The sequence below is a fragment of the Pseudomonas sp. A-B-19 genome, assembly GCF_019947515.1.
Classification (GTDB): domain Bacteria; phylum Pseudomonadota; class Gammaproteobacteria; order Pseudomonadales; family Pseudomonadaceae; genus Aquipseudomonas.
On sequence record NZ_JAGYGN010000012.1, the window covers coordinates 58673 to 72078 of the forward strand.

General features: G+C 60.7%; 12 protein-coding genes. 2 read left to right on the top strand and 10 right to left on the bottom strand.

Annotation, left to right across the window (positions count from 1 at the left end):
- Nucleotides 1-5 precede the first annotated feature (5 nt).
- Together KGA81_RS15320 and KGA81_RS15325 are read right to left on the bottom strand one after the other, a co-directional pair.
- On the bottom strand, nt 6-794 hold the full coding sequence (locus tag KGA81_RS15320) for an ABC transporter substrate-binding protein (RefSeq protein WP_223547036.1): 789 nt from the start codon (nt 792-794) through the stop codon (nt 6-8).
- A gap of 59 nt (nt 795-853) precedes the next feature.
- Nucleotides 854-2023 (bottom strand): M20 aminoacylase family protein, encoded by a 1170-nt coding sequence (locus tag KGA81_RS15325; protein ID WP_223547037.1) that lies wholly within the window; start codon nt 2021-2023, stop codon nt 854-856.
- Between the two features lie 97 nt (nt 2024-2120).
- Between KGA81_RS15325 and KGA81_RS15330 the strand changes: the two genes are divergently transcribed.
- Complete coding sequence (locus KGA81_RS15330) at nt 2121-3110, top strand: LysR substrate-binding domain-containing protein (RefSeq protein WP_223547038.1); 990 nt, start codon at nt 2121-2123, stop codon at nt 3108-3110.
- A gap of 753 nt (nt 3111-3863) precedes the next feature.
- On the opposite strand, the gene glyA is transcribed toward KGA81_RS15330, so the two are convergent.
- The 5 genes from glyA to serC all read right to left on the bottom strand — a co-directional run bounded on the left by glyA (nt 3864) and on the right by serC (nt 9665).
- Nucleotides 3864-5129, bottom strand: coding sequence for a serine hydroxymethyltransferase (gene glyA / locus KGA81_RS15335; RefSeq protein WP_223547039.1), 1266 nt, complete (start codon nt 5127-5129; stop codon nt 3864-3866).
- A gap of 25 nt (nt 5130-5154) precedes the next feature.
- Nucleotides 5155-6336: an aspartate aminotransferase family protein gene (locus KGA81_RS15340; RefSeq protein ID WP_223547040.1), complete on the bottom strand. Its 1182-nt coding sequence runs from the start codon at nt 6334-6336 to the stop codon at nt 5155-5157.
- A gap of 24 nt (nt 6337-6360) precedes the next feature.
- On the bottom strand, nt 6361-7206 hold the full coding sequence (locus KGA81_RS15345; protein ID WP_223547041.1) for a YggS family pyridoxal phosphate-dependent enzyme: 846 nt from the start codon (nt 7204-7206) through the stop codon (nt 6361-6363).
- Nucleotides 7206-8459, bottom strand: a complete 1254-nt coding sequence (locus KGA81_RS15350; protein WP_223547042.1) for a benzoate/H(+) symporter BenE family transporter — start codon at nt 8457-8459, stop codon at nt 7206-7208. Before KGA81_RS15350 ends, KGA81_RS15345 begins: the two co-directional genes overlap by 1 nt.
- Before the next feature lie 123 nt (nt 8460-8582).
- A complete protein-coding gene (gene serC, locus KGA81_RS15355) occupies nt 8583-9665 on the bottom strand; it encodes a 3-phosphoserine/phosphohydroxythreonine transaminase (RefSeq protein WP_223547043.1) in 1083 nt (360 codons plus the stop codon).
- 135 nt (nt 9666-9800) lie between these two features.
- On the opposite strand from serC, the gene KGA81_RS15360 reads away from it, so the two are divergent.
- Nucleotides 9801-11297 (top strand): PLP-dependent aminotransferase family protein, encoded by a 1497-nt coding sequence (locus KGA81_RS15360; RefSeq protein ID WP_223547044.1) that lies wholly within the window; start codon nt 9801-9803, stop codon nt 11295-11297.
- Here the strand turns inward: KGA81_RS15360 and KGA81_RS15365 are convergent.
- The 3 genes from KGA81_RS15365 to KGA81_RS15380 all read right to left on the bottom strand — a co-directional run bounded on the left by KGA81_RS15365 (nt 11294) and on the right by KGA81_RS15380 (nt 13401).
- The gene (locus KGA81_RS15365; RefSeq protein WP_223547045.1) at nt 11294-11470 is read right to left on the bottom strand and encodes a hypothetical protein; all 177 of its coding nucleotides are present in this window, start codon (nt 11468-11470) and stop codon (nt 11294-11296) included. The two genes, KGA81_RS15360 and KGA81_RS15365, sit on opposite strands and share 4 nt — an antisense overlap.
- Nucleotides 11471-11500: 30 nt before the next feature.
- Nucleotides 11501-11737, bottom strand: coding sequence for a hypothetical protein (locus KGA81_RS15370; protein ID WP_317850788.1), 237 nt, complete (start codon nt 11735-11737; stop codon nt 11501-11503).
- 209 nt (nt 11738-11946) lie between these two features.
- Nucleotides 11947-13401 (bottom strand): TrkH family potassium uptake protein, encoded by a 1455-nt coding sequence (locus KGA81_RS15380; RefSeq protein ID WP_223547046.1) that lies wholly within the window; start codon nt 13399-13401, stop codon nt 11947-11949.
- Nucleotides 13402-13406 lie beyond the last annotated feature (5 nt).

The window sequence follows — 13406 nt, forward strand, 5'->3', positions numbered from 1 at the left end:
ACGCATTACTGGGCGCCGTAGACGTCAAAATCGAAGTACTTGTCGTTGATCCGCGCGTACGTTCCATTGGCGAGAATGGTTGCCAGGGCTTTGTTCAAGTCTTCGCGCAACGCGACATCGCCCTTGCGCACACCAAGTCCATCACCGACGCCGAAGAAGCCCGGGGCATCCAGAGTGGCGCCGGCAAATTCATAGTCCTTACCCGCCGCTGTTTTCAAGAAGCCGTAACTGGCTTGAATGGAACCCTGCAACGAGGCATCAAGTCGCCCCACGACCAGGTCGGCGTACACCTGATCCTGATTTTGATAGGAAAGAACGTCCACGCCTTTGGCACCCCAAACCGCTTTGGCATAGGATTCCTGGGTCGAGCCCTGCTCCACACCAATGCGCTTGCCCTTGAGCGATTCGAGGGTCGGCTGTAATCCCGATCCACGTTTGACCACTAACCGTGCCGGTGCATTGGATACCTTGTCGGTAAACGCAATCTGCTCCAGGCGTTTGGGTGTGATGGTCATCGAAGACGCCACCGCATCGAACTTGCGCGCCAGCAGTCCCGGGATCATCCCGTCCCAGCTGCTTTCCACCCAGACGCATCGGGCTTTCAGTTCGGCGCACAACGCCTCGGCGATGTCGACCCCGAAGCCGGTCAGCGTGCCATCCTGGTTCTTGTATTCCAGCGGTGGATACGTCGGGTCCACCCCCAGCCTCAACACTTTGCCAGACCAGTCGGCCGCCCCCGCCAGGCTCGAGGCCGTCAGGAACACCAGGGAAACGGCTGCAATCATCTTGTTCATTTTTATTCCTCTTCAGGCCGTAGATCATTTACACGCACAACGGGCGAAAATGCGCCGTCTCAACACAGAAAACGTTCGACCAACTTGACCCAATAGCTCGCGCCCACCGGCAGGCAGTCGTCATTGAAGTCATAGCCGGGGTTGTGCAGCAGGCACCCGCCTTCGCCCTCGCCGTTGCCGATCACCAGATAGCTGCCGGGGCATTTTTCCAGGACAAACGCAAAGTCCTCGCTGGCCGTGAACGGCCGCAGGTCATCGATCAGGTGTTCCTCTCCCAGCCAGTCGCGGGCGACTTCATGGGCAAATGCTGTCTGTTCGGGATCGTTGATCAACACCGGATGGCAATGCTGGTAGTCGATGTGGACCCGGGCGCCAAAACTCTCGGCCTGGCCCTTGACCAATTCAGTGATTCTGACCTCCAGCAAGTGGCGAATCTCAGGAGTCAGGGCGCGTACGCTCAGGCTCAGGTCAGCGCTGGACGGGATGACATTCGAAGCGTTCCCGGCATGCAGGGAGCCCACCGTGATAATCGCCATCTCCTGCGGGTTAACATTGCGCGAGACAATACTTTGCAAAGCCATCACGATCGAGGCACCGACCACCACCGGGTCGACGGCTTTGTGCGGCACCGCGCCATGGCCACCGTTGCCGATGATTTTGATGTTTACCGTGTCGGCAGACGCCATGAACGGTCCGCTGTAAAAACCCAAATGCCCGACGGGATAACCCGGCACGTTATGCATGGCGAAGATCGCATCGCACGCAAACCGTTCGAGCAGCCCCTCCTCCAGCATTTTCCTGGCACCGCCCAGCCCTTCTTCCGCGGGTTGGAAAATCAGGTGCACGGTACCGTTGAATGCCCGCGTCCGGGCCAGGTACTGACCGGCTGCCAGCAGGACCGCTGTATGACCGTCATGTCCGCAGGCATGCATGACGCCATCGATCCGGCTGGCATAAGGCAAACCGGAGGTTTCCTGTATCGGCAACGCATCCATGTCGGCGCGCAAGCCAATGGACCGCCCCTCGCCATTTTTCAGGGTGGCAACGACCCCGGTCTTGCCCACCCCGGTGCTGACCTCAAAGCCCCACTGAGTCAAATACGCGGCCACCCGCTCACTGGTGGCGAACTCTTCAAAACCCAGTTCAGGGTGCGCGTGAATGCTGTGGCGTATCGCGATCATTTCATCTTGCATAGCGGCAATACCAGGCAGGACCAGGCCGGCATTCATGGGTGTTCTCCTTCGACAGGGGGTTGTGCGGCAGCGAAAGCGCTGTTGGGGTCGATCTTAGGGAACGGGCACCGGGCCGGGGAGGCGCAGTTTGGTTATGATGACAACCATGAGTTGTCACCAGGGTAAGCAGATGAAGCTGCATCAATTACAGGCGCTGATTGCCAGCGCCGAAACCGGCAGTATCCGCGCGGCCGCTCGTTCGCTGGAGATTTCCCAGGCCGCGGTGACCAAAGCGTTGCGCGAGTTGGAAACCAGCCAGCAGCTGCCGCTGTTTACCCGAACCGCCAGCGGTCTGAATTTCACCGAATACGGCAAAGTGCTGCTGACTCACGCCCGGCTGGTGATCAAGCAACTGGAGCACGCACAGACCGAGCTTGATCACATGCGTGGCAAGGCTCAAGGCCGGCTCTGCGTCGGGATCACCCCATGGGTCGCCCTGACCTTCCTGCCCGAAGTCGTGCTGGCTTTTCGCGAACGTATGCCACAAATCAGGCTGGAACTGTTCGAAAGCCTGATGGCCGTTGCTCAACCGCTGCTGCGTGACGGCAGCATGGACTTCGCGATTGGCCAACTCCATCCCACACAATCGAGCCAGGAATTCGCCTGCGAAACCTTGCTCGACTACCAGACCTCGGTGCTGGTCCGCGAGGGTCACGCCCGACAGCATGCGCGATCGATCCACGAGTTACTGGAAGAAAACTGGACCCTGAACTACGCGCCGGACGGGCACGACGGGCTGATGCAGGAACTGTTCTGGAAACACGGCGCGCAGATCGATGAGAGTCGAATCGTGCGTGCTCATTCGCTGGCCATTTTGCAGATGATGGTCGAGCGGGCCGACATGTGCACCTGGGGGCCGTCCATCGTGAGCACAGCTCCGCCATTTCTGGGGCGTGTGGTATCCCTGGGGCTGACCGAGCAGTTCGAGCCCCGACAGCTGAGCATCGTGACGCGCCGCAATGGCGCCCTTAGCAACCCGGCGATCTGCTTCACCGAATGCCTGTTGCAGGTCATTCGGCGCCATGCGCGCTCGGCCAAAAAGGAAGACCGCGCACTATTTGAAACCTTACGGCTGCGGCTGTGAGGTGAGCCTACGGTTTTATGTGTGATACGTCAGGACGTCTTTGGGTCGAATCTGGCCGTAGGTACCGGCGCCAAGCGTTCACTTCTGACTGATTTCTGCACGTGGCCAGAATCGGCCGTTTTCTGCCTGTCACCAAGGGCTGCACCGGACCCTTTGCAGGCATTGATAAGGTTTGAGATGAGAGACGTGCTCCGGCTTGCCGGGGCACATCCTCTCGATTGAAGGGTTAGGTGTCTGCATCTGTTTTGGAACTTGATAGTGCATTTCGCACAAGCCGAGAAGCAGATTCTTCGTGTAAAACTTCGCGGTAATAGCTTTTTATCATCCAGTCAAAAGCTCTCTTGACCAATCCTTCCTTTTTATTCACGTAACGTAGGAAAGATACTTCGATACAGGTTGACGTCCCTTCCTTCTCCAGCCTGGGGTGCGCTAGTGATTCATCTTGAATGGGATTTGGAAAAGATGATGAAGGACGGCATAGATATCGAAGAGGAGCTAGCCAATACAAATGTCACTCACAAATGGGAAGGACTACCCGAATACGATCAGTCCATAGGTGGCCGAGCGTATGTGTCGGTCCGAGCGAGAAGCTATCGCCCGCCGCGCCGCGTTGAGCAGTGCTGAAGAACTCAGCCAACGCGCCCGCACCTTCACCACCGGCAATGCGTGAGGGTGTGGCCAAGGGGATCGCCTGATAAAACAGTTGAACACCCGGCCACCACCCGATCAGGCAATGGCCTGGCCTGGCCAGACTCAGCGATAGACCGGAAAACGACGGCACAGTGCGACAACCTGTTCGCGCACGTGGTGCCCGACCTTGTCGCTGCCTCCGTTTTCCAGGGCGTCCAGTACGTCGCACAACCAGCCGGCCACTTGCTCGCAGGCCTCCACACCAAACCCGCGGGTGGTCACCGCAGGGGTACCGATACGAAGGCCGGATGTCACAAACGGTGAGCGCGGGTCATTCGGCACCGAGTTTTTGTTGGCGGTGATATAGGCACTGCTCAGGGCCGCGTCGGCCTCCTTGCCGGTGTAGGGCTTGTCGGACAGGTCGATCAGCATCATGTGGTTGTCGGTGCCGCCCGAGACGATTTTGTACCCGCGCTTTTGCAACACCCCGGCCATGGCCCGGGCGTTGATGACCACTTGGGTCTGGTAGATGCTGAACTCCGGCGCAAGCGCTTCCTTGAACGCCACGGCCTTGGCCGCGATCTGGTGCATCAGCGGCCCGCCCTGCACGCCAGGAAACACAGCGGAGTCGAGCTTTTTGTAGAAGGCTTCATCCTGTCCCTTGGACAAAATCAAACCGCCGCGTGGCCCGCGCAGGGTTTTGTGCGTGGTGCTGGTGACCACATGCGCATGGGGAAGCGGGTCCGGGTATTCGCCCGCGGCGACCAGCCCGGCGACGTGGGCCATATCGACCCAGAAGATAGCCCCTACCTTGTCGGCAATGCTGCGCATGCGTGCCCAGTCCTTGTACCGCGAATACGCGGAAAAACCACCGATCAACATTTTGGGGCGTGTCTGCAGTGCGATTCGCTCCATCTCGTCATAGTCAAGAAAACCGGTTTTCGGGTCCAGTCCGTAAGGCACGATGGTGTAGTGACGCCCCGAAAAGTTGGCCGGGTTTCCGTGGGTCAGGTGACCGCCCTGGGCCAGGTTCATGCCCATCACCGTATCACCGGGGTTGATCAGTGCCAGGAAGACCGCCGCGTTGGCCTGGGCGCCCGCATGGGGTTGCACGTTGGCGTAGTCGCAGTCGAACAGGGCCTTGACCCGCTTGATGGCCAGCCGCTCGGCCACATCGACGTATTCGCAGCCGCTGTAATAGCGCTTGCCGGGGTAGCCTTCGGCGTACTTGTTGGTGAGCACCGAGCTCTGGGTTTTCATCACCAGCGGGCTGGCATAGTTTTCCGAGGCGATCAGCTCGATATGGTCTTCCTGGCGATGCTCTTCGTGGTGAATCGATTCATACAGCTCAGGGTCGAAAGCGTTGAGGGTCAGCGTCGAGTCGTACATGTGCAAAGTGTCCTTGGTCAAGAATTCAAGCGGCGGATGACAGCAGGCGCGTGATGCGCACGGCGATGTCGTCGATCTGTGCGTCATCGCAAATCAGCGGCGGCAACAGGCGCACGGTGGTGCCCCGTGTGACGGTGATCAGCAGACGTTGTTCTTCACGGGCCCGGCCGACCAGTTCGGCGCACGGGCCATTGAGTTCAATGCCGATCATCAAGCCGATGCCGCGAACGGACACCACCTCAGGATGGTTGCCCAGCGCCAGCTTCAAGGCCGCCAACAAGCGGCGGCCCGAGGCGGCAGCGCGTTGCGGGATGTGATCGCGCTGCATGATGTCGAGCACTGTGCAGCCCACGCGGCACGCCAGCGGGTTACCGCCGAACGTGGACGCATGGTGGCCGGGGGAAAACAGCTCGGCGGCCTTGCCCCGCGCCAGGCACGCGCCGATGGGGAAACCGTTGCCCAGCGCTTTGGCCAGGGTAATGACGTCCGGCTCGATGCCCGCATGCTCAAAGCCAAACCAGGTACCGGTGCGGCCCAGCCCGGTCTGCACTTCATCGATCATCATCAGCCAGTCGTGTTCATCACACAGTTGGCGCAGGGCCTGCAGGTAGCCGGCAGAGGCGGCGTGCACGCCCCCCTCCCCCTGCACCGGCTCGACGAGCACCGCGACGATATCGGGTGACTGCGCCGCGACCTGGCGAATCGCCTCGATGTTGTCGAAAGGCACTCGCACAAAGCCCGGCATCAGGGGCTCGAAGCCGCGATGCACGGCGGGGTTGCCGGTGGCGGCGAGGGTGGCCAGGGTGCGCCCGTGAAAACTGTTGTCCATCACCAACACTTGCGGCTGGGTCACCTGCCGGGCGTTGGCGTGCAGACGGGCCAGTTTGAGCGCCGCTTCGTTGGCCTCCGCTCCGGAGTTGCAGAAAAACGCCCGTTGCATGCCCGAGAGCAGGCACAGTCGTTCACCCAATTGTTCCTGCCATGGGATGCGAAACAGGTTGGTCGTGTGCAGTAACACCGTGGCCTGTTCGGCGATGGCCGCGGCAATTTCGGGGTTGGCATGTCCCAGGCTCGTCACCGCCACACCGGCGATGGCATCCAGGTATTCAACACCCTCGGTGTCCCACAACGAGGCGCCCTGGCCTCGGCTGAACGAAACCGGTTGTCGGGTTGAGGTGTGCATGAGGTAAGCGGGTGCAGCGGACATTGCGGTCCTTCCTGTAGAGGGGGATCAACGGCTGGGAGTGATCGACAACAACGTGTCTTCACTGAGGGGGCGGGCATCGGCGGTCGGCCAGTAGTACGCATCCGGCATGGCTCGGGCACCGAAGATCGCCTGTCCGACGCGCACCACGGTCGCGCCCTCTTCAATGGCGATTTCAAAGTCACCCGACATGCCCATCGACAGCTCTTGCAGCGACACCCCATCAGGGGCGCAATGACGCAAGCGGTCGCGCAATTCACGCAGCCGGACGAAGCAAGGGCGAACCCGCACCGCGTCGGCCGAGAACAGCGCCAGCGTCATCAACCCGCGAACCCGCAGTGTCGGGAACGCTAGCGTAGTCTCCAGGAAAGCCGCCACGTCATCGGGCGCCAGCCCGTACTTGCTGGCTTCGCCGGAGGTATTGACCTGGACGAACACGTCCATCTGCCGACCTTCAATGCGCAGGCGACAGTCCAGCGCCTCGGCCACCCGCAGGCTGTCCAGGGCCTGGAACTCGCTGGCGAAGCGTGCGACCTGCTTGGCCTTGTTGGTCTGCAAGTGGCCGATCACCGACCATTGCAGGTCTTCCAGGTCGGTCATGGCTTCCCACTTGCGCTGTGCTTCCTGCACCTTGTTCTCGCCCAACAGGCGGCAACCGGCGGCATAGGCCAGACGCAGATGAGCTTCATCAAAGGTTTTGCTGACCGGCAGCAAGCGCACACCGGCCGGATCCCGCCCTACCCGACGGCACGCCTCGACAATGCGTTGCTGCACGGCGGCCAGGTTGCTGCGAAAGTCTTCGACACTGTCGGCCTGTGGGTAACGGCCATGGCGCGCATGCAGGATGTTGAGGTCTTCGGTTTGATCAGGCATCAGTTGGCCGCTCCTTTGGTGGGCACTGCAACCGGTTCGGCTTGTGGGACAGCAGTCTTTTCACGACGCGGCAACTGCCCATTGAGCACGGCGTAGGCCGCCAGGCCGATGACCAGGCCCCAGAACGCGCCGCCGATGCCCAGCAGGGTGATATTGGCCGCGCAGGCCAGAAAGGTGATCAGCGACGCTTCCCGCGATTTCACGTCCGCCATGGCATTGGCCAGGCTCGCGCCGAGGGTGCCCAACAGGGCCAGCCCGGCCAGGGTGGTGATGAAGGTCGCCGGGAAGGCCATGAACACCGCCGCCAGGGTCACGCCGAAAACCCCCACCAAGATGTAGAAGATGCCCGCGGCCACGCCTGCTATCCAGCGCCTGGACGGATCTTCAGACGCGTCCTTGCCAGTGCAGATGGCGGCCGTGATGGCCGCGATGTTGAAGGCATGGGAACCGAACGGCGCCATCAGCAAAGAACCCAGCCCGGTCACGCTGAGGATCGGGTTGGCACTGGTGTTGAACCCGTCATTGCGCAGCACCAGCATGCCCGGCATGTACTGCCCCGTGAGGGTGATCAGAAACAGCGGCAACGCCACGCTCAACAACGCATTGACCGAGAACTCAGGGCGTGTGAACACCGGTGTCGCAAACTCCAGCGCCAGCCCCGTGAAATCCACGCGCCCCTGCATCAGCAGAAAGCCAAGCCCCAGCACCAGAATGCCGACCACCGCATAGCGCGCACTCAAGCGCTTGAACACGATGTAGGCGCCGATCAACACCCCGACCAATAACGGGTCGACGCTCATGCTGGCGAACGCACCGATGCCGAACTGCAGCAGGATGCCACCCAACAAGCCCGCTGCCACACCGGGCGGGATCAGACGAACGGCTTTTTCAAAGTAGCCGGACACGCCCAGCAGCACGAACGCTGCAGCCGAAATCATGTACGCCCCGATGGCCTCGGCGTAGGGTGTGGTCGCCAAGGCGACGATCAAAAAAGCCGCCGCCGGGGTCGACCAGGCGGTGATGATCGGCTCGCGGCTCACCCAACTGAGGAACAGCCCGGTCACCCCTACCCCGATCGATACTGACCAAACCCACGACGCCGTCAACTCAGGGCTGAGCCCTGCGACCTTGGCGGCCTGAAACACCAGGATGAAGGTGCCGCCGTAATTGACGATCACCGAAATCAGCCCGGCAACCACCGGGTGCAGCAGGTCCCGCAGACGCAGGGACGAGAGGGATTGAGTAGATGACATAGGTCTTGGCTCCTTGCTGGACGATGTATCCGGCCGCTGGCAAGCGGTCATTTATAGCCGTTGAATGGCAGGTTTTACCCCTACGCTTTAACGCAGCAGACCAGACCAATTTGCGCGGCCGGCTCATCCATGCTCGCGCGCAAACGCGTTCATGAAATCGCACAGCGCCTCGACCGCCGGCACTGAAACGGCGTTGTAGAGGCTGGCGCGCAGGCCGCCGACGCTGGCGTGGCCGTTGAGGCCGTTGAGGCCGGCCTGCTCGGCGCTGCACAAAAAGGCCTTCTCCAGCGCCGCCTCGGTCAGCCGGAAGGGCACGTTGTTGATGGAGCGATACGGTAACTGCACAGGGTTGCGATAAAACCCGTCACTCCCATCGATGGCGCGGTACAGCATTCGCGCCTTGGCCTGGTTGCGCTGATGCAGAGCCTGCAGGCCGCCACTGTGCTTGATCCACTTGAGCGTCAGGCCGGTGAGGTACCAGGGGAAGGTCGCCGGGGTATTGGGCATCGACTGCGCGTCGCTGATGCGCGCGTAGTTGAGAATGTCCGGGGTAAAGGCATGGGAACGCTCCAGCAACGCCGGGTCCACGATGACCACCGTCAACCCGGCCACGCCCATGTTTTTCTGCGCGGCGGCATACACCAGCCCATGCCTGGCGATGTCGATCGGCTTGGACAGCAGGCTTGAACAGGCATCGCACACCAGCGGCGCATCGCTCGCGGGCGTGTCGATGAACTGCACGCCGTGCACCGTCTCATTCTCGGTGTAGTGCAAGTAGGCGGCGTCGGCGTTAAGGCGCCAGTCCGAGGCGTGGGGGACGCGGTCGAAACCGGACGCGTGGGCACTGGCAACCACGCGCACATCGCAGTAGCGCCGTGCAGCCTCGATCGCCTTGCCCGACCAGAGGCCGGTGTGCAGGTAATCCGCCGTGCCTTTATCGCCTATCAGGTTCATCGGCACTTGAGCAAACTGCAACGAGGCGCCCCCTTGCAGAAACAACACTTTGTAGGCGGGCGGCACCCCGAGGATATCGCGCAGGTCCCGTTCGGCCTCGCGGGCCACCGCCATGAACACCTGCGAACGATGGCTGATTTCCATCACGGACATGCCGGTGCCGGCAAAATCGAAAAACTCCTCGTGCGCCTGAGTGAGGACGTCCAACGGCACCGCGGTGGGGCCTGCGCTGAAGTTGTGTGACCGAGCCATGGTTGAGTAACTCCTGTTCAAGAACGCTCGCCCTGTGCGTAATCACCGAGGTAAAGCCTAGGGTGGCGAGGGCCAGAGTCTACGGATAAACTGGCCTGCCTTTACCTGCCAATTCATGGAAAGAGAGCAGACCACATGGCAAAGACCTTCGAGCTGGAAACTCTGAAGATGCGCCTCAACGACGCTGAGTTTCAGCTGCTGGATTTGCACCAGCGGATCCAACGTGCGTTGCGTGCGCTGATTCTCGACGGGGCCCTCGGCCCCGGCTTGAAACTGCCCGCCACGCGGGTGCTGTCCAAGTCACTGGGCTGCGCCCGCGACACCGTTGAGAACGCCTATGTGCAGTTGCATCGGGACGGGTTTATCGTGCGCCGCGAAGGCGCCGGCAGTTACGTCTGCGACACCGTGGGCGTCGAATTGCGCGGTGCCGGTCGCCGACGCCTCAAGGCTCAGGAAGTCAGGAGCAGCGTCGCCGCACCGGGCGCCGAACTCAGCCAACGCGGGCGGATGATCTTCGACACCGGCGGCGTGCGCGATCAGCAAGTCATCAAGGCATTCGCCACCGGCCTGCCGGAAACCCGCAACTTCCCGACGGATGTCTGGGAGCGTTTGCAGCGCCAGGTCATGAAGGACTATCGCGCGAACGTGCTGCTGCATGGCGATCCACAAGGGGCCGAGCCCCTGCGCAAAGCGATTGCCACCTACCTGAACCTCGAACGCGGCGCCAAATGCTCCCCCGACCAGGTGCTGGTATTGAGCAGTACGCGTCAGGCGTTGTATCTGTGCGCGCAGTTACTGGTGGACGCCGGCAAGCCGATTCTGCTGGAAAACCCCGGCTATTACGGCGCCCGCAAGGCCTTCAAAATCGCCGAAACCAAGGTGCTGCCCATTGATGTCGATGAACGGGGCATCCGCACCGACCTGCTGTACGCCGACCGCAGCGGCGCCAATTGCGTGTATGTCACGCCCTCGCACCAATACCCCACCGGCGCGACGTTGCCGCTGGAGCGGCGTCTTGAGTTGATCAATTGGGCGGCGCAAAAACGCAAGTGGATCATCGAGGATGACTACGACAGCGAGTTCCATTACGACGGGCAACCCACGGCGTGCGTGCAGGGCCTGGACAAGTATCAGCGCACGCTCTACATCGGCACGTTCAGCAAGACCCTCTACCCCGGCCTGCGCATGGGGTATATGGTGCTGCCCTCCGAGCTGGTCAAGCCCTTTGCCTATGCGCGCAGCATGATGGACGGCCACACTCCGCAAACGCTGCAACTGACGCTGGCGCGCTTTATGGAAGACGGCCATTACAACGCGCATGTCCGGACCATGCGCAAGCTGTATGCCGGACGCCGGTCGATCATGCACGATGCCATCGGCAAGTACTTGAGCACGGTGGTCACCGCCGAACTGCCGCCGGGCGGGTTGCAAATCCCCTGCTTGCTGAAAGCCGGATGGTCCGAGGAAAAAACCATCCGCCAAGCCGCCACTGCCGGCGTGCAACTGTCCGGCCTCAGCGGCTTGTACGCGGGCGACCCGAAGCAACAGGGCTGGCTGCTGGGCTACTCCTCCCTGACCGCGTATGAAATCGAAGCCGCCATGTTGCGCCTGGCCAACGCCCTGAAAATCTAATGGCCCAGCGCATAGTTCATCAGCAGCTGCTGGGCCTGGGCGGCCATCCGCGCACGCTTGGGCAGCCTGGGGCATTCAACCGCGATGACGGGTTGAGGCTTGGCGGTGGTGAGCAGTCTGAACCGTGACGTGCGGGTTGCCGCCAGGCGGCCGGTGGGGATGATGCCGGGCATTGGAATTCCTTTTCAAAAAAGCGCAGGCGGTTAATACGGCAGCCTGAAACGCTTGCTCAGGTCGCTTATGCCTTCACGAATCGAGCGTTCAGTGCGGCCGTCGAGGGCACCGCTGCGCACGCCACCGAGCATGGCCAGAATCATGTCGCCGATCTCCCTGAATTCATCGACCCCCATGCCACGCGAAGTGCACGCCGCACTGCCGAGACGAATGCCGGACGTCACGGTGGGCTTGACCTCATCGCCGGGCACGACATTTTTGTTCACGGTAATGCCGATTGCCTCGGCACATGCGGTTCGATGGCTTTGTCCTCCACCATCCAGGCCAGCATCGGCGCTGTGCCGTAAGCGGATTGCCATCCTGGATGACTGGCAGAAACCGGCCAACAACGGCAGCCCAAACGACGACTGATCTCTCCATGGAAGCACTCGCTGCCCCCATGTCCCTTTTAGATGCAGCCCCCCGACAAGGTTAATCAATATCTCCAGAAAACCGGGGTGACAAGTACCAACACAGTCAGAATTTCGAGCCTTCCCAGAAGCATTCCAACGGTCAGTAGCCATTTGGCTGCATCCGGTAATGACGAGAAATTACCGGCCGGCCCAATGATCGTGCCAAGCCCTGGCCCGACGTTACATACCGCAGTAGCTGCGCCGCTCAATGCTGTTGTCCAATCAAGTCCAATGAGAGCCAGGCCCAGGGCAATGGCAGCAATGGTGATGGTGAAGAAAAACGAGAAGGTCAAAAGTGAGCGCACGATCTCCTCATCAATGGGATGACCGTTGTAATTCTTCTGAATCACGGCTCGAGGATGGATCAACTGCTTCAAACTGCTTACCAGTAGCGTGGCAGCCACCTGAAAACGGAAGATCTTGAGACCACCTGCGGTGGAACCGGAACACCCACCGACAAAGGTCAGATAGAAAAAGAGCAAGACAGCGAAGCTGCCCCATAACGTGTAGTCGCCAACCGCAATTCCGGTGGTCGTGACCACCGAGGTCACATTGACTGCCACGATACGAAACGCATCCCACCACCCGTAATCGCTGTGAAAACAAAGCCAGGTACCCACAGCCAGCGATGTGACGAGCAAGAATCCAATGAATCCGCGTACCTGGTGGTCCTTGATCAGTGCACGCCGATCGCCCCGCAATGACGCGACGTACAAGGTGAATGGCAGGCTGCCCAGAATCATGATGGCCACTGCCACCCAGTGAATCGCTGGTTGCGTCCAATGCCCAAGTGAGGCGTCCGAAGTTGAGAACCCCCCGGTAGAGATCAAAGACATTGCGTGGTTGACCGCTTCAAATGACGTCATTCCAGCAAGCCAGAGCGCCAGGGTTCCGATGCCAGTAAGCCCCAGATAGAGCAACAGAATGTACTTGGCTGCCACATGGGAACGCGGTGTCACTTTCTCCGACCAGTCCGAGGACTCTGTCTGGAACAGACGCATGCCGCCTACTCGCAACAGTGGAAGGATCGCCACAGCCATGCCGATAAAACCGATGCCTCCCAACCAATGCAGCATGGAGCGCCATATCAACAGACCAGGGGATGAGCTATCCAGACCGGTGAGTACAGTCGAGCCCGTGGTTGTGATGCCGGACATCGTTTCAAAGAATGCATCGGTGTAGCTGATATGGCGGATGAACACCATTGGCAACGCTGCGAAGGTGCACACAACGACCCAACTTCCGGTAGTCAGCAGGTACATATCCCTGGGGCGAAGCTGACCAGTATCCGGGCGCCCCCGCACGATCAACAGGAGGCCGCAGATGAAGGTAATCAAACTCGACCAGAGAAAGGCCGACAGATCATCGCTTCGCTCATAGACCACCAGTGTGATCATGGGAATAGCCATGCTTACGGCCAGCGTGATCAGAAAGATGCCCAGGATAAAGCCGATAAGCCGAATAGCTCCGAAAGACATAACAG

Coding starts and splice junctions, on each gene's coding strand:
- KGA81_RS15320 (WP_223547036.1), bottom strand. CDS start 794: ATGAACAAGATGATTGCAGCCGTTTCCCTGGTGTTCCTGACGGCCTCG.
- KGA81_RS15325 (WP_223547037.1), bottom strand. CDS start 2,023: ATGAATGCCGGCCTGGTCCTGCCTGGTATTGCCGCTATGCAAGATGAA.
- KGA81_RS15330 (WP_223547038.1), top strand. CDS start 2,121: ATGATGACAACCATGAGTTGTCACCAGGGTAAGCAGATGAAGCTGCAT.
- glyA (WP_223547039.1), bottom strand. CDS start 5,129: ATGTACGACTCGACGCTGACCCTCAACGCTTTCGACCCTGAGCTGTAT.
- KGA81_RS15340 (WP_223547040.1), bottom strand. CDS start 6,336: ATGTCCGCTGCACCCGCTTACCTCATGCACACCTCAACCCGACAACCG.
- KGA81_RS15345 (WP_223547041.1), bottom strand. CDS start 7,206: ATGCCTGATCAAACCGAAGACCTCAACATCCTGCATGCGCGCCATGGC.
- KGA81_RS15350 (WP_223547042.1), bottom strand. CDS start 8,459: ATGTCATCTACTCAATCCCTCTCGTCCCTGCGTCTGCGGGACCTGCTG.
- serC (WP_223547043.1), bottom strand. CDS start 9,665: ATGGCTCGGTCACACAACTTCAGCGCAGGCCCCACCGCGGTGCCGTTG.
- KGA81_RS15360 (WP_223547044.1), top strand. CDS start 9,801: ATGGCAAAGACCTTCGAGCTGGAAACTCTGAAGATGCGCCTCAACGAC.
- KGA81_RS15365 (WP_223547045.1), bottom strand. CDS start 11,470: ATGCCCGGCATCATCCCCACCGGCCGCCTGGCGGCAACCCGCACGTCA.
- KGA81_RS15380 (WP_223547046.1), bottom strand. CDS start 13,401: ATGTCTTTCGGAGCTATTCGGCTTATCGGCTTTATCCTGGGCATCTTT.